This is a genomic window from Bradyrhizobium huanghuaihaiense (assembly GCF_007830635.1).
GTDB classification, from domain to species: Bacteria; Pseudomonadota; Alphaproteobacteria; order Rhizobiales; family Xanthobacteraceae; genus Bradyrhizobium; species Bradyrhizobium huanghuaihaiense.
In genome coordinates this window covers 91,628-117,449 of record NZ_VLLA01000025.1, presented here as the reverse complement: position 1 = coordinate 117,449, position 25,822 = coordinate 91,628, and the positions used below count along the sequence as shown (strand labels likewise).

Sequence of the window (25,822 nt, the reverse complement as noted above, 5' to 3'; positions counted from 1 at the left end):
ATCTTGGCATGCAACGCCTTCAAATCGACCGGCGTCTCGGCCGATGTCTTGTCATGCCCAAACACGCCGGCGGCGCCTTCCAGGAGCTGGTTTTTCCAGATCGTGATCTGGTTCGGATGAACATCAAACAGTTGCGCCAGCTCCGCCAGTGTCTTGTCTCCTTTGACCGCAGCCAAAGCAACCTTCGCCTTGAATGCCGGAGAATGCGTCCGGCGGCTCTTCTTCGTCATCTTCGCTCCTGATTCGCAGCAAGAATCCTCGCCGCTGTCAGGCAGAAAATCCACTCAAGCTACTGTCCGAATTTGCGGGGCCAGCTCTGAAGGGCACGCACCGTGAAAACGCTAGTACACTTTTTACGCGATGAGTCCGGGGCTACTGCCATAGAATATGGGCTGATAGCGGCGGGTATTTCGCTTGCAATCATCGCGGTCGTGAATGGGCTAGGCACTAAACTCAATACGAAATTCGCTTCGATCAGCAGCTCTCTGAAATAATCAAAAGCCGCCTCCCTTGGCGACCTCTTTTCTCCACCGCATGTGCAAGAACAGCTCTAGTCAGAGGCGAGCTAGTTCTCTGAATTCGGCGGAACTTGAGAATTGGTGCGGCGAGGGGGTGAACGGATCGTCTCGATGCTGCTGCTCGGAAATTCTTGTTTTAGCGAAAGACACCTGGATGAGTCTTTTGGTCGTCGGCAGATTTGCCAATCAATCGAAAGTGGTCCTTGAGGCATTTCAGTCCGTGACGGCCTGTTTCTCCCGCTTTGTCTCGGCTCGAGGGTCGATCCGAATTGCGATCTTGTGCTTTTGTCTTGCGATGAGCGCGATCGCAGTGAGCCTCGGAGGGTATTCCGTCCTTGGTATCCGGCACGCAGGCGACCTGGTTGCGCGGACTTTCGATGAGTCCTTGATGTCGATCAACTACGCACGTGCGGCTGGTGCCGATTTTGCCGCGATGCGCGTGGCATCTTCACACGTCACAAGGCAGCCGTCGGCCCGTCCTCGACTAGATGATGAAATCGACAAGCTGGCGAAGACGCTTTCGGAAGATGTCACTATTGCGGCTGAAAGGTCGCAATCAGCGCGAGCTGCGAAGGCAGCCGCAAAAGTTAAAGAAGCTGCAAACGCCTGGGTCGCGATTCATCGCCGTCGCTTTCAAGCTGATGGCACCGGGAATAATGAAGCGAGCGCTCGGGAAATCGATGACGTTGACCAGCTCTCAAACGTCGTAAATCAGCAGATTGAATTGCTGGTGAACTATACGGCCGGGGATGGTTTTCTATTCCGTCAGCGAGCCCTTGCCGCGATCAAACGGGATCTGCAACTGAATGTGGTGGCGCTGACCGTTGCGCTCCTTCTGTCCGGGCTTTTTTCGTGGTTGCTGGCACGGCGGATTATCGGGCCTGTCGCCATTGCGTCGAAAGCGGCAAGTTTGCAGAGCCGCCGCGCGCTCGAACTCGATCTTCGCGAGGCCATGGACAAGGACGAGTTCACTCTGTTCTATCAACCCATTTATGACCTGCGGATGGACCGGATCAGCGGCTTCGAAGCATTATTGCGCTGGCCTCATCCGAAGCGTGGCCTGGTGCCACCCGACCAATTCATTCCCATTGCAGAAGACATCGGTCTCATCACTCCACTGGGTGAGTGGGTTCTCAACCGCGCCTGCGAGCAGGCGGCCGGTTGGCCGAGCGAGCTCAAGATTGCCGTCAATGTCTCGGCGACTCAGATTCGGGATCCAAGATTTGCAGAGGTTATCGCCAACGCGCTTGATGCTTCAACGCTGGCCCCGCACCGGCTCGAATTGGAAATCACGGAGTCTGTTCTCCTTGGAAACAGCGCCGAGACGGTTGCAACACTGCACAAGCTGAAGGCGCAGGGGCTGAGCATCGCCTTAGATGATTTTGGTACTGGATACTCCTCGCTGAGCTATCTGCGCAGCTTCCCCTTTGACAAGCTCAAGATCGATCAGTCATTCGTCCGTGATGCAACAGCGACAAATGGATCTAAATTAATCGTAAGAGCCATTACCAGCCTTGGAAGAAGCCTTGGCATAACAATAACGGCGGAGGGGGTCGAGACGATTGAACAGTTGGATCAAATAAGGGCGGAAGGGTGCAACGAGGCGCAGGGATTCCTATTCAGCCGCCCGGTCCCTGCTACCGAGATCGCATCAACGATCCTGAATCTGAGAGGCGGCCTCGCGAGACGTCATTTAAGCGGTGCGATGACCGGCTAAGACGAACCAGGACTTTCCTGAGTGTTGTTCGGTCCTGAGTTCGCTCTCGCCGTTGGGTTTCAATGCGTTCAGGATCCACATGGTGCGTCGACATGTTAGCAACCGAGCCACAAAGGTTCCGATCGTCGGGCGCGATCATAATCAACGGCGCTATCAGCGCGCCGCAGCTCCTGCCTACGGTTTTGTTGAGCGCTCTGAAATGAAACTCATCGAGGGCTTCCATTATAATGTCACACGGGCCCACTTCATCAATTGTTGGCGCGCCCCAGTCATGGAGGCGCAAGGGTTCTCTGAAGGAGATTTCGATTAATCGCCAGCATCCGATACTTGCTATTAAGGCTTTTTTTCCGGGGTTGCCATATAGGAGCACTATATCGTCGAGGAGCCGATGAGGATCTGGGTCAGCTTAGCTTTGCTCGCGGCCCTTTTTCCGCTGGGCCAACCTTTTGCCTCGGCAGCGGCGGAGACATCAGCGGATGCCACGGCGCGCGCCAGCTATCGTCGGCCGGCGGCGATCCCTTTTCCCGATCGTAATCCCTACACGGTGCCGAAAGCTGCTCTCGGGGAAAGACTCTTCTTCGATGCGCTGCTCTCGAAGTCCCGCACCCGTTCCTGCGCAACGTGCCACAATCCGTCGCTTTCCTGGGGTGATGGCCTCGCGCGTGCGGTCGGCGAGGATCCCAGCGGCCTGCCATTGCGTGCGCCGACCCTGATCGACGTGGCGTTCACCGAACCGTTGGGGTGGGACGGCAAATTCAAGACTCTCGAAGCCGTCACGTTCGGGCCGATCACAGGCCGGCCCAACATGAATTTGACGGAATCAGAATTGATCGCGCGTCTCTCCGCTATCCCGGCCTATGCTGATGCATTCGCAGCCGCATTCGGGGACGGTGCGATCACGCGACCCAGGATCGAAGCCGCGTTGGCGACTTTTGAACGAACCATCGTGGCTGGCGAAGCGCCATTCGACCGGTGGATCATGGGAGACGTGACATCCGTCAGCGCCGCGGCAAAACGCGGCTTTGAGATTTTCAACGGCAAAGCCCATTGCTCAAACTGCCACAGTGGACCATCGTTCACTGACGGATCGTTTCACGATATTGGCGTCGCAAGGAACGACGACGTTGGACGCGGTCGGCTTTTTCCGACGTCGCAAAAGCTGCGGTACGCATTCAAAACGCCGACACTGCGCGATGTCGCGCGGCGTGCTCCCTACATGCATGATGGATCGGTCGCAACCCTCGAAGAGGTCATCGAACTCTATGACAAGGGTGGGATTGACCGTCCGAGCCGCTCGCCTTCAATAAAGCCTCTATCTCTGACGGAAAGCGAAAAGGCGGATCTGATCGCTTTTCTTCAGACGCTCACCGCATCCTCGACGGATACGACTTTTCCCAGGTTGGCGCGATGACCGGTACCCCGATCGCGCGGTCGGGGAGGCTCTCAGGGGAAGTGCGGCAATGCCGCTCCCAGCAAGCCCAACACGAGGATGAGGAAACCGCCCGCCCACGTCTCCAGGGTTTCACTGCATGCTGTGAGCCGCATCGCGGTGCGGGCCAGCGCAGAGCCGACTGGCACCCTCTTCGTACGAAACGCACCAAACATGGACTACTCCGGACATCCGTTTTTTGTCTGACATTCAGTACGACACTTGCATTGAAGGCCCGTCGTCAAAATCTGTAAAATTGAAGGGACGTGCGCGATAGTCTCGCCGCACAAATCCTTGCCGGCGTGTCCCCATTAACCCAGCAAACAACCTTCGGATGCGAGCGCCGTCACATCCTTAAGATTTGTGCTAAGTTGAACAAATCGTCAGAGGCGGGCGCTTTTCCAAAAGGGGTGGTTTTTTATGTTCAGGTCTCCGACGCGGGATGCCTTTGCGGCATTCCGGAGAAGCTCCCTTTTTGCAAGGTCCATCGTGGCACTTTCTTTCTGGTTCTTGGGAACACAAGGTGCCAGTGCCCATGTCAAATGGTTCTGTGCCTATGACGCTGCCGGCCAGCCCCGATGCCTCGAAAACGTACTGTGCCAGGATTTTGAACTGCTGTTGGCTCTTGCCCTGCTCTGGTTTTTTTCCGGCTGCATGGTTGAACGGACGTCTTTGGCTGAGCTGGCGGCCCGCTCCCTCAACCGCTTCACGGACGGATTGCGACTACACACTGAGGAAATCATCCGGGCTGTCTGCGGATTTTTCTTCATCTCGCTTTGGGCGGTGGGCGGTATCTTGCTGACCCCGGAATTGAAAACGACTTCGTCAATGGTTGGGCCTTTGCAACTCGCCATCGCAGCAGGCCTGCTGTCGCGCCGCACGATGCCCTTCTCCGCGGCGGGAATTGTCGTTCTGTTCGGGCTCGCCGTTCGAGATTACGGCACGTTTCATCTGGCCGATTATCCGATCTTTTTGGGCCTTGCGGCCTACCTCGCCCTCGCTGGCTTGCAAAAAGATCTGTTCGGCGTTCCGCCACTCGATGTCGTGCGCTACGCAACCGCCGTCACGTTGATGTGGGCTTCGGTGGAAAAGTGGGCCTACCCGGAATGGAGCTTCCCACTTCTGATCGAGCACCCCGGCATGACGCTCGGGTTCGATAGTGAGTTCTATATGCGCGCCGCTGGCATGATCGAATTCACGCTCGCGTTTGCCCTAGCTTGGACGCCCTTGGTCCGGCGCGTTGCGGCTGCCATACTGCTTGGAATGTTCATCAGCGCGTGCTTCGAATTTGGCAAGCTTGATGTGATCGGGCACTCGGCGATCATCGTCGTACTGGTCGCGATACTTTCCGATAATCAGCCGAGGGAAGCCGACTATCGCGCTCCCTGGCTCGCTCCGGCCGGACTATGTGCGGCGTTGACGGTTACGCTGTTCGCCTACTATGTCGGTCATGCAGCGATCTTCAACACCTCAATTCTGTAGGGCCCTACTTTTTGACGTGCACGCCAAGCTTCATCTTGGGATGAATGCCGCACAACACAGTGTAATCACCAGCCACAGAAAAGACGACGTCGAATTGGCTGCCTGGCTGTTGATCGCCAGAATCGAACTCGAAGGTGTCTGAGCTCAAATAGGTGTGGTGCATGAGCTCACCGTCATCGTTGATAAACCGTAGGGTCTCGCCGCGCTTTATTACGATTTCTTGGGGTCTGAATTCTCGGTCCTTTTGCGAAATTACATAGGGGGTGGCGCCTAGAGCGGCTCCAGCGAGGAGCCCTCCCACTATTGCGGCTATCATCTGAAAACCGAACTTGCCTGTGCGTGAAGGTATTAGCCTTTCTCTCATTCCGACCTCACTGAAGCTAAATTCTATAAAAATGCGACCTTACCGCGGACCGCCGGAGCCCGGGACTAGCGACCCTTATGACAGATTGATCTTTATTTTGCGCCTCGGTTCCAATCATTATTAGAGGAAAACTGACGCGAGGCAGGCGGCCGGCTGTGTCCACGCAGCATGTTTGCGCTTTGGCGGTGCGAGGGGACTGCCAGTCGTCGCCAGGTGTCCCTGCGGCGAGACAAACGGTGCTCCCTCATGGCATCAGCGGTTGAAAAGGTTGATTGATTGTCTTGAGATCATCAGAGCAAAACTCGTGTGGGTCACAATGAATTTCGGCATAGAGGGAGCATGACTAAACTCTCGCCTGACATCTGAAATGTTCTCTGGCGAGGCGCGGTTGCCTTAGTGGTGCTGTGTTCGTCTCACGCAACGGACTTCGCAATCCCCGGCCAGGCGGTAACAGCGTGGCGCGCTGGTCTGACGGCGTTCCGGCGCCGACGAGTCCAAGGCGAGTTGCTCCACACCCCGGTCGGTCCCCGTCAGGCGTTGAAATTCGTCAAAGACGCCGTCTTAAGGCCGGATTTGTGCTCAACGCGCTGCACATTGCAGGAATCCGTATGGGTATTTGGCTACGTTTCCAGCAGATATCCACGCTATGAGGACGCACTGCACTATGACCAATCGGGTGCCAGCCGTCCTTGAACCGCGGGACAGCTCGGGTGACCCCGCTCTCGCAGGAGTTACCGGCACACAGCCGACGCTTCGTCGGCTCGATAGCCTGCGACCTAATACGCGGCCCCCTGTCAGAAATGCTATCCTGTCCAGAATTTCTCCGGACGGCCTCGCGGCATTGGGGGAGTGCCTTGAGCCGATCGTCCTGAAAGAGCGTATGGTTCTGCAAGAGCCGAAAAGGCATGTAGAGCACGTCTACTTCGTGGAGTCGGGCCTCGTCTCGCTAAGGGTTGTCGCGGCGGGGAGCATGCTTGAAACGGCCGTCATAGGATATCGGGGTGTGGTCGGTGCTTCGTTCTTGTGGGGAGGACATCTTTCGACGCATCAATCTGTGGTGTTCTTTCCCGGAAGCGCGTACAGGATCCGTGTTGAGGAATTGCGCCGGCTAGTAGAAGAGCGTCCTGAGATCCGAGAGCATCTCTTTGAGTACGTTCAAGCGCTGACATTTCAGTGCGTTCAGACAGGATTGTGCGGGGTTCGGCACGATCGTGAACAGAGGCTCGCGAGCTGGCTTTGTTTGGCGAGTGATGCTGCTGACGTTCGTGTGCTGCCAGTTACCCATGACTACCTTTCGTCTGTCTTGGGACTTCGTCGCGCTGGGGTGACGCAGACTCTAAGCCGATTCGAAGAACGAGGGCTGATCCGCAAGATGCGCGGTGTCTTGGAGATTGATGAACCCAAGTGCCTCGAGAAAAGGGCATGTTGTTGTTACAAGCTCATTTCAGGCGCCTATGCCTCGTCTCAGTCCGCGATTCCAGCAAAAGAGCTGATGGGGTAACAACGTCGCATAGGCTTCACCTCTCCAGTTCATATCGAGACGACTTGCCGAACACGGTATTGCTGCGCGGAGCGAAGAGCCGAACAGCATTTGCGCTTGACTCCTACTCAAACAAAGCAAGTTTGAGGATAGAGGTTCTAACATCGATGGCGCCAGAATCGCCTGGCAAGTGCACCGTCGCGAGGATTGCGGGAGGTGAGGAGCTTTTTCAGTCTTGCGCCGGCCCGTAGTCGCTCGCCAGGAACTGATCTTGTGTCCACTGCCTCAACGCATCATCGTTGATTGTCGAGTTGACTAGGGCATTCCAGTTCTCACCTGCCTCTTTCCATTTCGTTCTCCGGTCCGGAAGGCTCCGCAGTAACCGGAATGCGCTCGTTGCAATCTTGCTTGCCTCTTTACCTTCAGCAGCCTCGCGGATCACGTCCTTGAAAGTTTGCTCCGGAAAGATCCACCCGGCGCCCGTGAAGCGCTCAGCAAAGATGTATTCGAATGAGGCCCGAAACGTAACGGCTGCTAGAGCATCCTCGTGTTCCGTGCCTTCACTACGCACGTCAAACCATTGCAACAGTCTTCGGACAGCGGCAGCGGGAGCAAACTGGCGATCACCGAGAGTCAGAGATACGAACATGTACGCGATGTCTGATTGAAGTTCGTTGTCCAGGGACACGTACCAGTCTTTAATCGCTTGAATAGGTGACATAAAATAATCCCGAGAAACGACGCCAAGGCACGTGCTGAGGATCTCCTCGAGAATGAACCTAGAGCTCAGGGATGACCCGCGCAGAGTAGCGCGCTTCGAACCGAAGTATTAGCGAAGTGTCTACCACCCGAACCGCCGAATGCAACTGCTCGGGACTGGATCGGTGCTGGTCAACCTGCCGCTCGAGCTCTTCTACGAGGGCGGAGAATAGGCCGAAATCCGCCGCGTCGGCGCGACGCTGGGCCCGCGCGCGCCGGGCTCAGCGTCACACGCCGCTTCGGAGTGCAGACGTCGCGAGAGCGATCTTCAAATCTTAGGTCGCTGCGTTTGCAGGAAGATTGAAAACTACCATACGCGCGTGAATATATCCGCACCCTTCAACCTGCTAGGCTTGCCTTTGTTATCAACGTAGAACAGCGTCCAAGACGTTGGCATCTGAGACCCCTTAATTGTTCCAACCCAGCGGGTAAAGGAATTGCACTGGGCAAAGGTAACAACAAAATACAAGCCGGTTGGACTAACGGATCCCGCTGCAGGATACGGGATGCCCTGGCACGCAAACCCTTGAGCATGGTTTGTGAAAGTCCCTTGTATCGTCCCGCTATTGGCGGACCAAATAAGCAGTTCCGAACCTCGTTCATTTTTCCAGTATGAGGGAGCGGAAGCCCCTGCGCCATGGCCTCGGCGGAAAGCAAGAAGGATTGGGCGAGCAGCAAAAGCCCCAGAAGTCTCTTCATATTGAAGCCCCAAAATTAGTCGCTTAAAGATCATGTAGTGTGGTTCAACTTGAGGTCATGTTCGCTGCTCTTATCTCGCATTAGGCAACGGAATGCGGCGCATATGCGCCAGGTAGCGCTGGATCGCGGCGGAGTCGGACTCCGTCGAGCCCCCCGGCACCGTTACCCCGACATGGTTCCTGGCGGCCGCGCGCCGAGCCCACTGCTAAAAGTGGATCAATTCGCCGGAAAGCACCAATGCGACACGGGCGGCGAAACACTGACCGACTACGACTTAATGGGATTGAACATTCATCCCGAATGGTGGCTACCGACGGTTCTTGTCCTGGCCGGTCTCAACATCGGAGACTTCGTCAGCGTGCTGATCAAGGCTGTGATGGGTCGCCGAAGCGTTTCGTCTTGATCGGCGACGGTTAACGAACTCGTTGATAGCATCGTAAGCCTGAAGCAAAGGCGGCGTCAGCGAAAAGAAGACGCCCAGCCCGATCGCGATGACAACGTGGCGAAGAGAAGAGCTATCATCCTCTTCGCTTGATGGTTCGGCGTTCTCCTTAATTAATGCGGGTGAAAGCCTACCGGCGGTGCCGTTCTGACGGCTAGATTTCCGCGGTTTGCGCGGAGGAATCATGACTAGTACAAAGAGGACGTTGATCAACAACCAAATACTTAGAGCTATAAGAATCGTTCGCATCAAGTGTCCCAACCCGCTTGCCAAACAACGCTGCGAATGATCGATCCCGTAATCGGCCTCGATCGTGTGATTATCACATACCTCAGAAATCAATCGGTTAGCCTATCGCCTCGGAGGTGCATACAGCCACGATCGAATATGACGAAGCGCGTCTGCATGTTGTCACCGCGAAGTCCACAAAAATGCAACGGCAAGCGTGGTAGACGCCAGGAGACCTATGAGCGCCGTGAAATCTCATGTGCAAATCTCTTTAGTTGGGCTGTTGGCCGCGAGCTGCACGAGATTGGCCAGCGCGAATATCCAAGAAAGATGACGGTCCCGTTTAACGCGGAAGAAGCGGCGCAGAAAGACAGCGCACGAAGGCCCTCCTGCGCTGATTATCATCGCGACTGCCATCTACCGGGATCAGTATCATCAACCATAATTGGAATGCCGCCCGGATACTTGCTGCGGCATGTGCCAAATCGGCGACAAGGAGCATCAGCGCGGCAAAAAACGCGCATATGATGCGTTTCATGAAGTTTTCCTTCACGTTATGTGGGAAATGCGTGAAATCATTGCGCGGCGATTCTAGGTCGCTAAAAAATCGGGACCGGAAAGTCGGGAGATCTGTCTGCGCCGGCGGGAGACCCCTGCGGGGCTTACTCGCGGCGATTGTGTCGGCTATAGGATTGTCCCGAGCCGTCAGTAGTTCTGAACGCCGCACCCCAGAATGACCCACCCCACTCGTCGATGGCTGCTTGCCGCACTGGCCATCCTGGCGGCCGCCGGCGTGGTCTACAGAACAAGGCGCGTGACGAACTCACGGCCATGAAACTTCAGCAGGCTTCGATCGGCCGCGCTTTAGAGGTCATCAAACATCAGCAAGCATCTACCGGCCGTGATCTAGAGGCCGTCAAACATGAGCAGGCATCCACCGACCGTGATTTAGGGGGCCATCAAACATGAGCAGAAATCGACCGATCAAGCGATCGTTGCGCTGACGAACGCTTTGCGAACCTACCGCTCCGAGGTGACCGACTTCGCCGCGCAATATCAGGCGATGTCCACTCGGCTGATGCTACTCGATGTGGCGCACCGGCCGGCATCGGCCACTGCGCTGCGCCTGATGCGCGCGAAGCTTGACGTGATCGAGGAGGCCCTGCAGCGCCAAAGCATCCTGCTCGCGCAGAAACTAGCTAATCTCAGCAAGACACCTGCGCATGCTGACCCGTAGACACCTGCTGGCAGGTTTTTCCTTGCTGGCATGCCCGACGATCTTGCGGGCCGCATCCGCCGTCGTAGTACCCGAGCCATCTCAAAAGCGCATAACCTCACCAATCAGCGTCAGCCATGCCGGGATCGACGGCGCTCAGATCGGCCGCAAAGAACTGCTTGAGGCCCACCCCTAGCCAATTCGCCCGCGGTCGGACTGTCCACGTCTCACCTACCGGCTATACCGCCGCAACTTGGCTGATGCAGCGAGCGGCACCGATGTGGGAAGCCGCGGGCTTCTTGGGTATGAGCGAAATGACGCTTCGCGAAACCTATGGTCATCACCACCCGGCCCGCCCTGCGTACCGCAGCGAACGCTATCGGAACGCATTCGGCACCGAGCAAGAACGTAGGATTGGTTGTTTCGTTGGTTGACGAAAAGACGAAGCGCGAACGGGCGGGCCAAGCCCTCCTTGAAAATACTGGTGGGCCCGGCAGGACTCGAACCTGCAACCAGACCGTTATGAGCGGCAGGATGCGGCAGGATATCGATCGGCTTCGTTGATTTTGCTGCTTTTTCGTTTGAGTTTGATCGCGTTCGTTGCGTTTTGTTGAGGTCGTTTCTGGTGCGAAACTGGTGCGGTTAGTGAATCGGGATCGAACTTGGCTAGCCCCGATCGTTCGGAACACTGCATGTCGGGGTGTGAGCCTGGCCCATGCTGGATTGGACCGGGACATCTGAAAAAGCGAAGCATCATCAGCAGTTAAAAATGTGAGTGACGTCGTGACGGCGGGCGAAGCTTCTGAAGACCGTTGAGGCTGATCTGACCGGAGACGACGACACAGGTCTGACCGATCTAACAGAAGGATCCGATGTCGATCGTACGAGAAATATTCAGGGCAGCGGAGCAAATTACGACATCATCTACTTCAGAGGGCGAGTCGAGCAAGGGGGGGCCGGTCGAGGTCTCTTTCTTGAAGCCTCGCTGCATGCACTTCGCGTCAATTTTACCCGCCTTGGGTCGTGTGGGTGCCAGATGCCCGCAATGGTAGTGCCGACGAGACGCATTGCCATTGCAACTTGGTTCGCCCCCAGTCTAGCCTGTCCGGACTTTCAGTCCGGCATATCTGATAGAGAAGCCGCAAGTTGGCTTCCGAGGTCATTTGATACCTCAGATCAGATTCTTTCACGGATTTTCGAGCGATCCGCTCTTCCACTTCTACTAGCATTGTATTACGATGCTACTTTCCTAGCATTGCAGCAAATGACTGCTAGAGCCTCTGACACAAACTTCGTCGCCTGGTTCGCCGTAGTGACGGTAGATGCTGCCATAATGGCTGAATTTTTCTAGCGAGCGAACATGTCCGCGAGCCGAACAATTCTCATAACGGTCCATGGGATTCGAACGTTTGGGGAATGGCAAGAGCGGCTTAAGAGCCTCGTTCAGGACGCAAATCCGAACATCGACGTCAAATCGTACCGTTACGGCTACTTTAGCGTTATCGCCTTCCTGATTCCGATTTTTCGCTGGCTGGCTGTCCGATCTTTCCGCAACCGGCTTCGTGAGATTATCCGGGAAAATCCAGGAAGTCCGATCACGATAGTTTGTCACTCTTTCGGAACGCACCTTGTGGCTCACGCCCTCCGCGGCATCAAGCCTGACGAATTACCTGTCATCCCAGCACTGATCCTTTCCGGAAGCGTCCTTCGATCCAATTTCAACTGGCGTCGCTTGCGTGCGACTGGAAAGTTGAAGTTGGTGGTCAATGATTGCGGAACGAACGACGGAATTCTAGTGCTGAGCCAAATGCTGGTACTGTTAACTGGTATGGCCGGACGGGTCGGCTTCTACGGATTCACCGACGACTTCATTGTCAACAGGTACTTCGCAGGCGGTCACAGCCATTACTTCCGCCCTGTCGGGAACGATCCGGATTCGTTTATGCGCGAATGGTGGGTACCCATCGCCGCTCTTGCTCAAGCTCCGAAGCCGGCCGGCGCGCTATCGCTAGGCGGGACTCTGCAAGGCGTTTTACATGCATTCATGCGGATTGCGGATCCATTGAAGGGTGGACTGTATTTTGGACTGATCGCCATTTTAGTTTTCTTCGGATACGTTCAACCGCGACGTGAGACGGCGCTTGAAGAGGGACGGCGCCAATATCAGGCCGCCGCCGGACAAGTGGGTAGCGACCGGCTCGTGTCGGATGCCGTGGCGTCCCTCGCTCGTCTGATCAATGCAGGGACATTCACTACCGAAAGGGACGTGGCCCGAATGTCCGATGTCGCGAGGTTCGGCTTGCAACGCCTGCTCACCGCGAACGAGGTTCTTGCTACAGTTCCAGCGGGAAGCATCTTCCGGTGGTCCGGTGGAATCTACCTCAAGGGGGATAGGGTTCTGCGGCTCGACGTTCCGCCGCCGCTCTTTCAGTTTCGACACTCCGACGCTGGAGTATCGGTCCTTATCACCGAGAAAGTAGTCGAGGTCGTTGAGCAGGAGCGGCAGCAACGTCAGATCGAGTTCATCGTGTTTGATCTAAAGCGTGCCACGGTTCTGATGCGCGTTCCTATCAACCACGATGGTCGCGCGAGCCGAGAATTTGTCGTGCGACCCTTGCGTGCCGACCGGAACCGCATTCTCATCGAATTTGCCGTGAGGGAAATCGAAGGAGACGACAGTACGACATACTACGTAGGTATTGACCTTGCGCGCCGAACAGCCCGGACATCGGCGATAAGGGAGGATATTGATCTCCGCTTTCATTCGAACTGCCAGAACTTGGCATGGTTCGACGATGAAGATAACGATGCAAAAAAGACAATCTCAATTGCACCACTGAGCTACCTGTTCGAGGATGCTATCGAGAGACGCACGGTGCCGCGACATGAGGATACGTCGAAATCCTATTCTGATGATCTACACCAGGACTGCGGAACGACTCTAGAGGTTCTCGGAATATCCAGGCTGCAATTCCCTCGATCGGTTCCCGAGCAGAAACTGTTCCAGATAGTGCAAGCCCCGACAATGGAGAATGAGGCAGCCGAAGATGCCTGCACGCCCGACCACAATCTGGGTACCGATACGCGGGTAGTAAAAGACATGACGTCGCTTGACTTGACGTCCATGAGCCTCATCAAAGGGACCAGCACGTCGCTTGAGCAGGCTAAGTCAGACATCCAAGATATGGGATGCCCTCAGATATTCTCCGGAAGCAAAGGGAAACAATATTTAGCGACAGCTATCGCAGTCGGACAATGGATGTACGGTCGTGTGATTTGTGAGATGATAGACGAGCGGCGGGTCGGTAGATGCGGGATCTACCCGTTTGCGTCCGAAGGTGGGGGCAGCATATGGAAGTCCGCTGCAGGAGATCTCGCAGTCCTCGGCGACGCGAGGACTGAGACGAATCCAGGCGGGTTTACAATCGTAGAACTTGCGAGTGGCACGCAGCTCGCGCCCAATGACATTCCACCTGGAACTGTTTTTGCCGCCGCGGTCGATAGCGAACGGCACGCGGTGATGGTGATCTCCGACGTGGAAGGATATCCGGGCGCCGCAGAGGTGTCCGCCTATCGCCTCGAAGCTGATGAGGTGAAATTGACTGGTCGGCGCACGTTTGAAGCGCCCTATGACGGCGTGCTCACTCACGAACGCGGTTCGGCCAACAAGAATGATGCGGCTCGGCCCAGGTTGGTGTTCACGGGCGGCGCGTTCGTCCTCTCCATGATGCCGGACACGCTAATCGCCCTCGACGTTCCAACGCCGACGAGTTGGTTTGATCAGGCCGCCGGGACGATCTCGAGCTGGTTTGTAAAACGTCAGGTGCTCCCGGATGCGTCGATCCCTCTTCGGTGGAGCGTACAACAGCTAGACCTAGGCGATACAGTTGCTGAGCTAACGGCGCGATCTGGAAGCCGAATACTAATTGCGCAGGTCGGTAGCAAGATTCGGCTTTACTCAGCACTAGACGGCGAAGCATTGACACCGCGCATCGATCTGGCTCAATTGAATCTGAGTTGCGTAGGCCGGTTGCTGTCAGCCGTAATCGAAGCGGATGAAAGTCTGACGTTCACCCTCGAAGGCTGCCGCGTACAGCGTGCTCCACCAGCGGCCGCCGAACGTGTTCCACATCTGGTCTCTAACCTCGAGCACTATTTCGAGATCGATGGAGTGAAGTCGAACGAATAGGAGTTTGCGGAGGAGCGGCTGCCTCATGCGTTGCAATTATGGGCAGGCAGAGCGCGCCGATGGACCACGGTGTAGCGCAAAGTCTGAACTCGAAACAGGAATTCGGTTTGTCTGTGCTGGCGGCGCTCAGACGGGTCCTGCTAGTTCGTACGCGGCCAAGAATGGGATGCTTTTGCAGCGCTTCGCTTGCACGTGCCAGATAGCTTGTTCTCAAGAACAAAAGCGTAGATCGCAAGCGTAGATGCGCTTTGCTTCGATTGAGTTCGGGCACGCCATTGCGCCTTTGGTCCATACCTCGTGCTCTCGTCGCTGACGGTCGGACTGCACCTTCAAACAGGAATTATAACGGGCGATTGACTTCAAAAGGGCTCCCCACGTCGGACCGCCATAGTCGCGGTTGTCCGGTTTCAGGCGAAGCGCATTGACTTCTGCCTCGGATTCGGGCCGCACCCGCACGGTTTCTCCCAAGGCACCTGACGGACGCGGCTGTCCGGCCTCGAGATTGATCTGGTCGATGAGCGCACCGAGAGGGTCGTTCTGCGACCAGTTGCGCAGTTTGAAGTTCTCGACACGCTGGAGCGCCTCAACGATTGTTCGGCGTAACCACTGATGCCGGTTGTCTTCAATGTCGATCGGTTTGGCCAAGGCCATGTGGCTCTGAGTGATTGGCTCCTGCTCGAAGCATCCGGCGGTATGGGTATATATGCGCTCGACGACAGTCAACTTGAGTGCCGGGATCTCTGCGACCGTTTCGTACGCGCACGATACGACAAAGGGTTTTCCCTGGCGCGCCTTGATTACCGAGCCCCAGTCCGTCTGCAACCCAGCCAGGAGATGATTGTGTCCTTCCAGCGTTTGCAGGTCCGTAATCTGGTGCCAGCCCGCGCCATACCATTGCGCGACGTATTCACCCCAGCAAACTTTGCGCAAGATGGCTGGAATCCAACAACCCCACGTCTTGACGAAATCAGCGAGCGGTGCACCTTCAGAGGGTGACCCGAGAAGGCCGAGGCCCACGATCCGGTCGAGACGAGCTTGCTCGCCATTCAACTGGAGACGGACAATGGCGCGTCTCAGAACAATACCGCCCATGCTATGGGCTACAAAAAGGACGTTGTTGTATTCGTCCAAAATCCGAAGGAACTCCGGATTGCGTACGAGCGATTCACCGATCTCGGTCGCAGAAATCGTTGCGGGCGCCGCATCCATATAGCTAACCGTATACAAGTCGATATCGCCGAGCGTCCTGCCGCCGGGCAGTGCTGCCGCGTGGTCCCGCTCGAAAATTGTGAACCAGCTCAGTGCTGGCTTTCCGTTCACCGTTCGCTTCCCAGGCTCGTAGCGCGGGCATTCGAAGGATCGTTCGGCAGCATCGGCATTCGTGGTGCTGCTTTCGAAGGTCGAGCAAGGACCGCCTCCAAGCCCATGGACGAAGACCAAGGCGACATCCGCGCCTTGAGGATGTTTACGAATGGTTTCGACCCCGATCGCGGCCGCGGAGCCTATCGAGGTGAGGAGAAGCATGAAGACCAGGAACCCTATTCGCGGCATCGGGTGCGTCCTACGGCTCTGGGAGACTTGACCATTAACGTGACGGGTTTCTCGCCGCGGACCACTAACTCGAGACAGCCGCGTGCGCTCATGTCGACGAACTCAAAGGAACCAGCCTTGTCCGAAATGACCTCTGGTTTTTCGGCCTGAAAGCGGGCAAGAATCATCTTGGGGTTGTTGGCAAGGTAGTCCACCAGCGCCGCTGCCACGGCGTCGCCTGCCTGGCCCGACACGGCTGGTCCCAACAAGATCAGAAGGCTGATGAGGAGCGGTTCTGGCTCGAGCTTGTTCGGATCGATGGCGAGATAGGCGGCGGCTGTCTCCAAGGGCGTTGGCTCAGGCGGCAATTTGATGTCGCTGCTCTTCACTTTCTCTTCAAGAAAATCGACGCGGAGATATGCTGTGTCCCTTGTTCTGACCGACAGGCTGCCGCTGCGCACGCGATCCAGAAATTGACGCTGCGTTGCCCCGGCTCGATTCGGATCAGTGAGCTTTTCGTCGTTGCCGCGCGCAGCATCGAACCAGCGAAGCTGGCATGCGCCGCCGCCCGGTTCGATGATCCGGCACGTCCCTCGCGGCGCGAACGATGCGATCGACCGTACCTCACGGCACGCACACTGGCACTGCGGTTCTGGGCTCGTTCGGCATTGCTCGTCCTGCGCGCGGAGCGAAACGATTGATGAGCAATACACAACTGGAAGAAGCGCGAGAATTCGTAGCCGTCCCATTGTCTATCCCCGGATCTCCGACGAAAGCCGGCCAGTCCTACCCGACCAACGGCCATCGCGGTAGTTGTGGACCTTATCATGCACGCCCTCTGCTGAACACATGCTTATCGTATTCCGGAGCCTGCGGGCGCTACGAGTGAACCGAGGGCAGCCGGTCTACGGAACGCTATGCAACCAGAGGCGCCGTGTCACGCACTCGCGCTAGCGTGTAGCTGACATTGGTAATAGCGACGCTATCCCATTCCTGGCCGGTTTCGTTGGTTTGATCGCATCGGCATCGCGTATGACATGCAATTCGTTTCTTTGCATCAGCGAGATACATCGCGGAATGACCATATGCATTCGCCGATGGATCCCAATAAAAGATCAAATCTCCGGCGGCGAGTTGAGAAAGCTTGTTCGCAGTTTGCGTGTGATTTGCCTTTTCGAGTATTGTTTCGATCAATCCGTCCTCGGTCAGTGTGCTGAACAATCGACGGGCGCTGATGACCCCATAGATCGCAGACGGGAAATCCCGGCGTATTGGCAGTCCGCCGCCGGCCTCGTTTGCCTCATGTCCAAGGCAGCATGAGAGAAAGTGGGCGCAATCATCGACATTGTCGATCTCCATCCCATCTGGTCGGCGCGCTGTTTCGTTAGTGTCAGTGCGGACGAAGATGGTCCCGTTCGGAACCTTAACGTAAGGAGTTGCTTCGCGAACGCCGATGTATCCATCAGAGCATGACTTCGTCCAATACTTGCGGGCGTACGCGAGCGCCTTGGTACGATCGTATGTCATTTTACCTCGTTATGTGCTCAGTTAAAAAACAGATCGAAGCAATGTCATTTACGACGACGTAGAAGACGTACGCAGGCATGCGATGGTATTCGAATCGGCACGCCGGCCATCCTTCCGATCAGCTCTCGGATTTCTCGAAGTCAGCCTTGGCCGAAGGCAGCTGGCCGCCGCCTGTTCGATCCACCTTGACGAGAAATCCGAACGCGTGACCCGAATCCGCTCCTGCCGGTCCGTTGCCGGCAAACGGCCAGAGAAACATTCCGCGCCGGCGAACGTGACCTGCGACCAAGTCGCTGAGCAGATCGGGATACTCGATCGCTTGGGGCAGTGGCGCCGTCGCAAACAGCGTTGTGCCGACGGCAGCGTCCACACGTTGCAGGGTTGCGAGCCCATACGTGGCGGCCGGCGGTGGTAGCACCGGTTGGGCAATGACGCCGACATTAAGTGTCAGTTGTTCTTTGTCGGCTGCTTCGTTGTTCACCGTGACCTGCAACCGGTCACCCGCCTTCAATTTTGCGGGCACGTCGGCCGACGGGCTTTTCGGATCAACGGGCTCTCGCAGCGCGGAGAGCGGAATCGCATAGATTTCGCAACCTTCCACGACATAACGCGAACCAGGGAATTTGGGGTTCGAGGGTTTGGCCTCGGTCGCCGCGATTTGCAGTGATCGCGACGGTCCGCCGTCGCCCGGCACGACCTGAACGATCAACGCCCAGGAGCCCGCAGGCTTTTCGACCTTCGTGTTGAGGCCTTTTTGCCGCTTCCAGAACGCCAAATGGATCGTCGCGGCAGGATCATATTCGGCCCGATCGACCGCAAGGACGTGCGGTACGTCTCCGATACCGACCTGATTGCTGGACGTTGGGCCGCCGAGTTCGCGATCATAGGCCGGATCGCCGAACGCCAGCGTGAACGTCTTGACTGGCAGCCATCGCTGCCGGCTCGGGATGTGCGGCAGGTCGAAAACCAGAACATGCGGCGGACCGGGCAGAAGCTGATTGACGGTTCCGGTTTCAAGCTGTGCAGAGCCGGATCCATTTATCGACGGATCGCCTTCATTCGCCTGATTGGGCCGCGTGCCGCGGATCGTTATCCGTACCGGTGTGTCTGCCGAGGAATCGCGAAGCGCCTGCGCGACGGCTGCCTGCGCCGCGTCACGCGCCGGTCCCTCGACGATGAAATCGATCATCAAGCGTGTTGGTCTGGGTCCGCTTGAAGGAAGCGGTGCCCAAATCATTTGGGTGAATACGACAATGATGTCCCCAACCCTGAGCTCAACCCGTGGACGCCGCTTCTCGGTCTGTGAAGGCAGGAGGCCGATCCGTGCCAGTGCGACGTGAGCGGCGGGATCGGGCCCGGTCAGATCAGTTGGCACGGTTGCGATCAGGCGGAGTCTTCCGTCCCAATCGGCCGAAAGACGCCCGTGATCTGGATTCTCCACGCGGATCGTCACGGCATGTGGGCTCCGCGTATCGCCTGTCAGGTGGCGATCGAAGCGTACGACTTGCGCCGGCCCCGCGACAACCTTGAAGGTTTTCAGATTCTTCGCGCCATCGATCTCGTCCATCGAGAGGTAAGTCTTGCGCCGGATCGCCAGGTCGGAGATTTCGGGGAGCGCCGATGATCGCGGGGCTCGAACCTGGCGTAGGGTTAGGGGTCCACGCCAGGCCGGGCGACCGAACCGGCTGAAATCCTTGTCGAACGGCACCATGAACGATGTCAGCAGTACGCCCTCAAACTGCGAGAGCATGACACCAGGCCGTTGTCCGGTGACAGTGGCTTCGATCGCGCCCGGAAGCATCGGCGCGAGACCGGCACGGTCCGCCGATTTGGCGGCTTCAGGCAGCGGATTTCGAGCCTGACCGAACGCCGCGGCGATCGCGTCAATGGTCGGCGCGCGGGCTCGCGGAGGAGCCAGCACGGAATGCCGGTCGGGTGGGGCGCGCAGACTCTTTGCGGCACGGCGACGGAATGCAACCCGTTGTCCGGCCGTGATGAAGGCGCTCTCGCGCATTTCTGCGGCATCGGCCGGGAGATAGCCGCCTTCAACAGTCTGGTCAGGAGCGCCGGTCGGGTCGTGCTGGATCTCGTCATCCGCAATCGCGCTGCGGTTCCATGCGATTGCTGGCCATGCCAAGCCCCGCACGCGCCCCGCCCAGGCGTGCTGCTCGTTGCGGCGAACTTCTTCCTCGCCAAGACTGACCTGCGCTTTCGCGGTGTCATCGGCACGGGTAACCAGCGGCCAACCCAGTGCCGGCGAGGCATAGATCGTATCGGACAGTCTTCGCAAAACGTGCGGCCGCTGCTCCTTCATGAGCGGCATCGCGGGCTGCGTAACCAGCCACGAAACGTGCGGTGGCGGAATCCGCGACGGCGAATCCGGATCGCGAGACGATTTAGGATCGTGAATCGTCAAGTAGCTGCTGTCGACGCTGGCGAGTATCAGAACCCGCGGATTCGCGCTCAACCCGAATGCGCGCATCGACGCATCGGCGCGTTGCTTGCCGTCAAGGACCACCTGGTTGCTGGCGGAATCGACCAGCGTGGCGGCAAGCGCGGCGGGAAGAAAGTCATTTTGCACCGATGCTGCGTCGGTCACGATAAGTGTCACCGCCGGCGCGGCAGGATCGAGGGGCGGCGAATTCGGGGGCCATGCCGTCACCGTAAACCTGACCTCGCCAGAAGCACGGACACCGTCAAGGGGTACCTCCCGTGCCGTCAAGCAACTGATCCGCCGGACAAATGGTGGCACGGGATTGCTGCTCAGCGCCTTGCCGTAGGCTTCCGCCACCGCACTCAACGCCAGCAGCGTGCGCGGGAAAAGCGGCCGGGACAGCGGGGGAACGGCCGCGGTCTTTGGCACTAGCATGGCCTGATCGACGGCGACCATCGCGCGGGCCTTGCCGCCGCCCACGATGGAAGACATCAGTGTTTCAAGCAGACTTTGCGTTCCGTCCTGAACCGCACACGAACTGGGCGGCGGTCCCTCCAGCGACCGTGGCGTGCCGGCTGTCGCGTCATACAGAGCAATATTGTAAACGCGATCGCCGTTGTCGGTGTGGGTTTGCGGACAGGCTTTCAGCGCACCAAGGGCGGCCTCGCCGTTCGCGTCTCCCCCCGGAGAACTGGACAGGGGCGACCATGGCAGGATCCATTGGGGGACAAGCACGACGCCTCGGTTCGGCGTTTCCAGCGACGTCACGACTTCGGTCAGTGCAGCGCCGGTGAGAACGAGCGAGTCCGGTGCGACGGTCCCTTTCAGCGCCTGCATGACATATTCAACGGGGAAGCCTGCATCAGCAAGCGCGCGGCGAACCACGCCGGCTATGCGGACATCGGCGTCCAGCGCGGAGTCCTTGTAGCGCGCGAGGAATGCGTATCGATCTCGCGCCGGATCCGGCTGCAGATTTGCCGCCGCAATGAGCCCGTGCATGTCGAACATAATGACTTCATCGATTGACGTCCATATCAGCGGAGTGTTCGCCAGCGTGGCTGGCGCACCCGGCCACGCTCCCTTCACGGGTGTCAATGTGTGATCGACGACAGCTCGGAACGACCACGACCTGCCAAGGAGCACGGCGTTCCCGTTGGCAACAAGGATGTCCGTCGGCAATTCATGTGCGCAAAGCCGCGGTTGTACCTTGTGCGCGAGCATCAGCTTTGCAAGCGGGTCGCCGCTGCCACGCATGGTCAGCGTTGCCGGCCAGTCCCCCGGCACGGAGGAATCGGGATCGAACGTGACGCGGCTCGGCGTCGCGTAGCCGACGGGCCACGAAACCGAACTGATGTCGAGGCCCGGCGCCGCAAATGCGGCGTCGAACAACAACCGCGAGGTCCAGCGCACCGGGTTGCCGTCAACTGCCGCGGCGCCGCTGTGACGATGCCGGATGGCGGTGATCCGTTGCGGCGATGTCGACGTATCGGCGTCAAACGCGAATTCGACCAAGGCCGAGCCGAGCGCAGGGGTTGGCCATGTCGGCCATTTCTGGCCTTCGACGGCATGTCCTTTCGGGAATACGACGGCCACCACCCCCTGCAACGTCCCGGCCGGCAGATGGAAGCCGCGGAAAAGCATCGGAGGTTGCTGCCCGTCGACCGGGCCGGCGATCTTGTCCTTGACTTCGATCGTGACCACCCCGGTTTCGTGATCGATCGATTCCGCCCCATCGGCGGGGCGAGATCCGAGGCCAAGCCATTGCAGCGTACCGTTGGTAAAGTTGCGCTTGAAAACTGGCGGGCTATTCGCGTTGCGTAGCGGAACGGTGAGGTCGCCGTCGGCGAGATAAAGCATCGGACCGCCGCGCTCCGGCCAGATCAGTTCCATCTTCTTGAGGTTCAGGATGCCTTCTACCGGCGAAGCGCTGAATGACGCGGTCAATCCGGGCGGATTGAAGCCCGCATCAGTGGTGTCGAGATTGCAGTCCTGTCCGAACAGACGCACACGAAGGTTGGCGGACGCGATGTCGGGTTTACTGTTCTGGACGTCCCGGGTGAAATGGAAATCGAGGCTCAAGCGTGTTTTCGAGGTCTTCGAGGCAGCCTGATTGGGCCCGTGATGTACCTCAACATCCGACACCAGAGAAACCGACTTCGGTTTGTCGCCGGGTTTTGGATCAACCTTGGACGGCGGAACGAACGGGTCGGAGACCATGGTCGGATCCGAAGGATCCTTGATTTCGATCCGAATCATCTTGGTCAGGGCGAGACTACCGTCCGGCATCGATCCGGGCCCAAACGTCAGCCGCACAAGATTGCCGGTCGCATAGATCGCTTCGGCGGCGAACGGCGCGGTGTCATTGTCGTCGGAAGGAGGCGACTTGTATTGCACGGAAGCCAGCAATTCGAACTGCAGCACACCGCCAGCGGAAGCGATGTCAACACTGAGCAGACGTAACGGTCGGGCGGACAAAGGACCAGCCAAGTCGAACTCAAACCGACCGCGCTTTGGTTTTTTCTGGTTCCACGATTTCCCCCCCGGCGGTCTCTCTTCTTGCGGACCGAAGAAACCCCATTCGTACACCGTGCGTGTGACCCGGTTGCGATTGATGGCGGCGGGATCGGGCCCGAGTCCGGTTTCAAGACCACCGGAGGTATCGAAGGTCAGCTGGCCGGCGTCCGTCTTGAGCGGCAGGTCACGGAACCAGAAACTGCAACCGACGTCACCGACCATGACTTTGACCGGCTTGCGCAACGTTGCCAGCACCAGGGCCAGGTCGTCGGGCGCCGCACGCAGCGCCGCGGTCCGGCTAGTTTGAAGAGGCGAAGTCAGATCCGGAACCAACGCGAGCGACAAGCCACGCGCGTCTTGCAGATGGTTGGGCTGGGTCACGGGCGTCGCTGAACCGGGTGACGTGAAGGCGACGGGGAAAGAAGATGCTGCGAAGCCCTTCACCTCGATCTGGCCGGGACCGGGCGCCGTCGAGGGCTTCAGTTCATTGCCGGTCGTGGGAATTGTGAAGTTAGTGTCGGGCAGGCCAGCCAGCGCCGCGGGTCCATACTGCCAAGTGTTACCAAGGATATAAGCGCCGAGATGGACGTCAACGTTTGGTGCCGGAGGCAGAGCACTGAAACCGAATGTCGGCGGCTTCCAGACATACGGCTCTGCGATACCGCGAACGATGCCATCGGTTACGCCGCTTAACCGATGCCAAAGTTCAACAACGGGCTTGTGGTCTTGATCTTGCAATTCACGAAGCACGACGCGATCGCCTTCGGTCCGTGCGCGCGCCAATCGTCGTGCGTTTTCGAACCACACGCCGGATAGCCGCGCCAGATCGAGTGCCGTTGGCGGTGTGTCGATCCTTTTCGGGCTCTCGGGCGCCGCATCGGACGATCCGGCTTGCGATTTCGCGTCACCGGAAATCGGCACCTTCGGCTCCGGCGCCTTGGAATCTGCGAACAGCTCGTCGAGCACCGGCAAGTCGTAGCGGAGTGACACCCGCATCTGGCTGCTCGACACAGGCGTGGCTGCATCCGCCGAAGGCGTGAACTCGATGCCCGGCAATGTCAGCGAAGCCAGCGCCACGCCCGCGCTTTCTTCGGGAGATGACGGATACGGCCCGGGCGCCACGGCCCGCTGCGGTGGCCAAGGCCAGCGCCAGCGGCCGTCGCCATAGGCCGTCGTATTCAACGGCAGTGTATCGATGTACGGCAGCCGTAGCGCGTTGCCGTCGGTGTCGGTGGCGAAAGTCAATGTCAACGGTGTGGTCGGGCTGCCGATCACTTCGGCAGGGACCAGCTCGCGTGTTGCCGAGGGCCGCTTGGCGCTTTCGGCAGTTCTGGTCATCGATACCGATGAGACCAGCGCAAGGGTCTGATGCGGCTGCCAGACCAGCAGGGGATCCACAGCAGACGGGAACAGCGGCAGCCTAAAGCTGATCGACCCAACGCCTTTTTCACGGAAGCCGGCCACCTGGACTTGCCAGTTTGTCGGACCGCTGACACCGAATGCAATTGGAGCGCTGGTCAGGGAAGCCGGACCGGCGTCCAGCGGCGGCAAGATTTCGGTCGGCGAAGGACTGGCCTCGCCCGCCCACAATACGCCTTCAAGCGTTCCGGCCGCAGCATTTACCGCAACGGCGATGCTGCGCGGCAGAGCGGTGTCGAGCGGCTTCTTCCAGATCACGGTGGCGTTGACGCTTTGCGCGCCGACGATTTCCAGACCCGGCAGCGTCGGATCGTCGGCACGTGCGGTGGAGCCGCCGGCATCGACCGCAACCCGAAGGAAGCCGCGGAACGCTGAGCCTGCGGCGAGCAGCTTGACCGGCGGTGGATCATCGGGCTTCGGCGCGGGGGGAAGCGGCATCTGAACCCAGCCGCGTTCGAGCGCAATGAAAGCATAGGGCGGCCGCGTCCCGCTGGCGATGGCGCCGGATACCGCCCAGACCTCGCCGAGACGCGCCGCGAGCGGAGAGGCGTCGACAATTCCCGAAAACGGCTTGACCTCTATCTTGTCCGGATTGAACGGCGGCTTGGCGGCCTCGCTCCATGTCAGCAGGATAGTGGGCGATGCCGTGGCAGCTTCTTCCAGCGCGGCCGGACGTTCGGCTTGCGATGTGATGGTCAGGACAACAGGATCGGTCCCCCTGCGTGCGGATAGGGTGGCCCTGTGACCGGTAAGCTCGGCGACGCCGGGTTCGCCGCCGCCATAGTCCTCGCGCGTCAGCAGCCGAGCGGCCACCGCGTCTTCAAGCATGCGGATTGACGGAATCAGATCCGCGCCGGGCACAGCAGCCGGATTGTCGCACACCCAGACCGGCGCAGCCGGTTCACCTTTGACCTGAAGCGGCCAGGCCAGCGGTGGAAGGGCGGAAGTATCGACCTGCAGCGAGATGCAGCCGCCTCGATCGGTGAGGTCGCGCGACATCCAGTTCAGGCCGGCTTTCAATTTGATCAACGATGCCGAATCCGAAACTGGATCGATCAGGTCCAGTTGCAGGCCGGTCAGTCCGTTGCCGATTTCCACCGGAACCAGACGAAGGCGCAACGGCAATCGGTCACCATTGCTGGTTCCGAACGGATTGGGGGCGAGGACGTCGAATTCGACTCCGTCTGGCGTAAGATCGAAGGTGATGGCATCCGAGACCTTGGTATGGCCGGGGATGGGCTTTGCGGTTTTCCGCCGCCGGATGAACAGCCCGCCGAAGATTCGAATGTAGTCGCCAGGCGTCGCCCATTCGATTGACAGCTGTTTGGTCAGCGCGTAGCCGACGCTAGGTTTCGGTTCGGCATCCAGCGCGCAGGCGACGGGAATCCGGCCGCGTGTAGCGCGAAGCTGAGGCGCGGCAAGTTCGAATACGTTGTCGATCTTGACGAATCCGTCCGGCCGCGGCGGCCATGCGGTTTTCGGCGCCACCCTCAAATCCGAATAGCGGGAAGGGCGGGGCGGCGGTCCAGCCACGCCGGCCGCCGCCGGCAACGGCGACAAATCGGCGAGGGCGAGCGGCGTGAATTGCGCTCTTCCGATCGTGATAGAAGGCGCCGAGCCAGGGTCGTTGCGGAAGTCGACGGTTGTTGCCGCCATCGCCAGCAACATCGGTTCCTGGAACAGGACGTCGGCCTGATCCTGGATGGGTACCTGATCGGCGCGCGCGGCCTGCAAGATCACTCGGATCGAACTATTTCGCGGCGGTTGGTCGGCCGCTTTGGGTTGCGAGCCGAGATCGAGCCAGGCCTGCCACAGCGCTCCGTTGCTGCCATAGTCAGGCCCGTCGATGCCTACCCGGCGAAATGCGGTCATGCG

Annotated in this window: 17 protein-coding genes and 1 pseudogene; 8 read left to right on the top strand and 10 right to left on the bottom strand. The window is 58.5% G+C overall.

Features of this window, described 5'->3' with window-relative positions; all coding sequences use genetic code 11:
- The coding region (locus IQ16_RS35960; RefSeq protein ID WP_145832033.1) for a transposase at positions 1 to 230 on the bottom strand (230 nt) is incomplete at its 3' end.
- 102 nt (positions 231 to 332) lie between these two features.
- Between IQ16_RS35960 and IQ16_RS35955 the strand changes: the two genes are divergently transcribed.
- The 4 genes and pseudogenes from IQ16_RS35955 (at position 333) to IQ16_RS35940 (ending at position 5,146) form a co-directional block, all read left to right on the top strand.
- A complete protein-coding gene (locus IQ16_RS35955; protein WP_011084366.1) occupies positions 333 to 494 on the top strand; it encodes a Flp family type IVb pilin in 162 nt (53 codons plus the stop codon).
- A 928-nt stretch (positions 495 to 1,422) separates the two neighbouring features.
- Positions 1,423 to 2,235 (top strand): annotated as a pseudogene (locus IQ16_RS47710) (putative bifunctional diguanylate cyclase/phosphodiesterase); the annotation flags it as partial.
- A 388-nt stretch (positions 2,236 to 2,623) separates the two neighbouring features.
- Positions 2,624 to 3,646, top strand: coding sequence for a cytochrome-c peroxidase (locus IQ16_RS35945; RefSeq protein ID WP_011084368.1), 1,023 nt, complete (start codon positions 2,624 to 2,626; stop codon positions 3,644 to 3,646).
- A 507-nt stretch (positions 3,647 to 4,153) separates the two neighbouring features.
- The gene (locus IQ16_RS35940; protein ID WP_018646721.1) at positions 4,154 to 5,146 is read left to right on the top strand and encodes a hypothetical protein; all 993 of its coding nucleotides are present in this window, start codon (positions 4,154 to 4,156) and stop codon (positions 5,144 to 5,146) included.
- Between the two features lie 4 nt (positions 5,147 to 5,150).
- On the opposite strand, the gene IQ16_RS35935 is transcribed toward IQ16_RS35940, so the two are convergent.
- Positions 5,151 to 5,510 carry a methylamine utilization protein gene (locus IQ16_RS35935; RefSeq protein ID WP_014498121.1) on the bottom strand — a complete coding sequence of 120 codons (360 nt, stop codon included), beginning with the start codon at positions 5,508 to 5,510 and terminating at the stop codon, positions 5,151 to 5,153.
- Between the two features lie 646 nt (positions 5,511 to 6,156).
- Here IQ16_RS35935 and IQ16_RS47560 point away from each other — a divergent pair.
- The gene (locus IQ16_RS47560; protein WP_306328939.1) at positions 6,157 to 7,011 is read left to right on the top strand and encodes a Crp/Fnr family transcriptional regulator; all 855 of its coding nucleotides are present in this window, start codon (positions 6,157 to 6,159) and stop codon (positions 7,009 to 7,011) included.
- 208 nt (positions 7,012 to 7,219) lie between these two features.
- Here the strand turns inward: IQ16_RS47560 and IQ16_RS35925 are convergent, their stop codons facing one another.
- The 4 genes from IQ16_RS35925 to IQ16_RS46020 all read right to left on the bottom strand — a co-directional run bounded on the left by IQ16_RS35925 (position 7,220) and on the right by IQ16_RS46020 (position 9,656).
- Complete coding sequence (locus tag IQ16_RS35925) at positions 7,220 to 7,711, bottom strand: hypothetical protein (RefSeq protein WP_014498119.1); 492 nt, start codon at positions 7,709 to 7,711, stop codon at positions 7,220 to 7,222.
- A gap of 345 nt (positions 7,712 to 8,056) precedes the next feature.
- Positions 8,057 to 8,482: an avidin/streptavidin family protein gene (locus IQ16_RS35920; protein ID WP_244635997.1), complete on the bottom strand. Its 426-nt coding sequence runs from the start codon at positions 8,480 to 8,482 to the stop codon at positions 8,057 to 8,059.
- Positions 8,483 to 8,755: 273 nt separating this feature from the next.
- Positions 8,756 to 9,232: a hypothetical protein gene (locus IQ16_RS35915; RefSeq protein ID WP_225895088.1), complete on the bottom strand. Its 477-nt coding sequence runs from the start codon at positions 9,230 to 9,232 to the stop codon at positions 8,756 to 8,758.
- A 229-nt stretch (positions 9,233 to 9,461) separates the two neighbouring features.
- Complete coding sequence (locus tag IQ16_RS46020; RefSeq protein WP_014498117.1) at positions 9,462 to 9,656, bottom strand: hypothetical protein; 195 nt, start codon at positions 9,654 to 9,656, stop codon at positions 9,462 to 9,464.
- 293 nt (positions 9,657 to 9,949) lie between these two features.
- Here IQ16_RS46020 and IQ16_RS45320 point away from each other — a divergent pair, with 293 nt between their 5' ends.
- From IQ16_RS45320 to IQ16_RS35885, 3 genes are all read left to right on the top strand, one after another.
- Positions 9,950 to 10,087 carry a hypothetical protein gene (locus IQ16_RS45320; protein ID WP_155256745.1) on the top strand — a complete coding sequence of 46 codons (138 nt, stop codon included), beginning with the start codon at positions 9,950 to 9,952 and terminating at the stop codon, positions 10,085 to 10,087.
- A gap of 64 nt (positions 10,088 to 10,151) precedes the next feature.
- The gene (locus IQ16_RS35905; RefSeq protein WP_011084377.1) at positions 10,152 to 10,355 is read left to right on the top strand and encodes a hypothetical protein; all 204 of its coding nucleotides are present in this window, start codon (positions 10,152 to 10,154) and stop codon (positions 10,353 to 10,355) included.
- Positions 10,356 to 11,694: 1,339 nt separating this feature from the next.
- The gene (locus IQ16_RS35885; RefSeq protein WP_011084380.1) at positions 11,695 to 14,523 is read left to right on the top strand and encodes an alpha/beta hydrolase family protein; all 2,829 of its coding nucleotides are present in this window, start codon (positions 11,695 to 11,697) and stop codon (positions 14,521 to 14,523) included.
- Positions 14,524 to 14,733: 210 nt separating this feature from the next.
- Here IQ16_RS35885 and IQ16_RS35875 read toward each other — a convergent pair whose 3' ends face one another.
- The 4 genes from IQ16_RS35875 to IQ16_RS35860 all read right to left on the bottom strand — a co-directional run bounded on the left by IQ16_RS35875 (position 14,734) and on the right by IQ16_RS35860 (position 25,819).
- On the bottom strand, positions 14,734 to 16,047 hold the full coding sequence (locus IQ16_RS35875) for a lipase family protein (protein WP_161170733.1): 1,314 nt from the start codon (positions 16,045 to 16,047) through the stop codon (positions 14,734 to 14,736).
- A gap of 14 nt (positions 16,048 to 16,061) precedes the next feature.
- On the bottom strand, positions 16,062 to 16,802 hold the full coding sequence (locus tag IQ16_RS46825) for a hypothetical protein (RefSeq protein WP_225895087.1): 741 nt from the start codon (positions 16,800 to 16,802) through the stop codon (positions 16,062 to 16,064).
- A 166-nt stretch (positions 16,803 to 16,968) separates the two neighbouring features.
- Complete coding sequence (locus tag IQ16_RS35865; protein WP_011084384.1) at positions 16,969 to 17,580, bottom strand: amidase domain-containing protein; 612 nt, start codon at positions 17,578 to 17,580, stop codon at positions 16,969 to 16,971.
- A gap of 118 nt (positions 17,581 to 17,698) precedes the next feature.
- A complete protein-coding gene (locus IQ16_RS35860; RefSeq protein ID WP_231166597.1) occupies positions 17,699 to 25,819 on the bottom strand; it encodes a hypothetical protein in 8,121 nt (2,706 codons plus the stop codon).
- Between the last annotated feature and the right edge of the window lie 3 nt (positions 25,820 to 25,822).

Bases quoted from the DNA above. Each gene is read 5' to 3' on its own strand.
- IQ16_RS47560 (WP_306328939.1), top strand. From the start codon at position 6,157: ATGAGGACGCACTGCACTATGACCAATCGGGTGCCAGCCGTCCTTGAA.
- IQ16_RS46020 (WP_014498117.1), bottom strand. From the start codon at position 9,656: ATGAAACGCATCATATGCGCGTTTTTTGCCGCGCTGATGCTCCTTGTC.
- IQ16_RS35865 (WP_011084384.1), bottom strand. From the start codon at position 17,580: ATGACATACGATCGTACCAAGGCGCTCGCGTACGCCCGCAAGTATTGG.
- IQ16_RS35925 (WP_014498119.1), bottom strand. From the start codon at position 7,711: ATGTCACCTATTCAAGCGATTAAAGACTGGTACGTGTCCCTGGACAAC.
- IQ16_RS35875 (WP_161170733.1), bottom strand. From the start codon at position 16,047: ATGCTTCTCCTCACCTCGATAGGCTCCGCGGCCGCGATCGGGGTCGAA.
- IQ16_RS35860 (WP_231166597.1), bottom strand. From the start codon at position 25,819: ATGACCGCATTTCGCCGGGTAGGCATCGACGGGCCTGACTATGGCAGC.
- IQ16_RS46825 (WP_225895087.1), bottom strand. From the start codon at position 16,802: ATGGGACGGCTACGAATTCTCGCGCTTCTTCCAGTTGTGTATTGCTCA.
- IQ16_RS35885 (WP_011084380.1), top strand. From the start codon at position 11,695: ATGTCCGCGAGCCGAACAATTCTCATAACGGTCCATGGGATTCGAACG.
- IQ16_RS35935 (WP_014498121.1), bottom strand. From the start codon at position 5,510: ATGAGAGAAAGGCTAATACCTTCACGCACAGGCAAGTTCGGTTTTCAG.
- IQ16_RS45320 (WP_155256745.1), top strand. From the start codon at position 9,950: ATGAAACTTCAGCAGGCTTCGATCGGCCGCGCTTTAGAGGTCATCAAA.
- IQ16_RS35920 (WP_244635997.1), bottom strand. From the start codon at position 8,482: ATGATCTTTAAGCGACTAATTTTGGGGCTTCAATATGAAGAGACTTCT.
- IQ16_RS35945 (WP_011084368.1), top strand. From the start codon at position 2,624: ATGAGGATCTGGGTCAGCTTAGCTTTGCTCGCGGCCCTTTTTCCGCTG.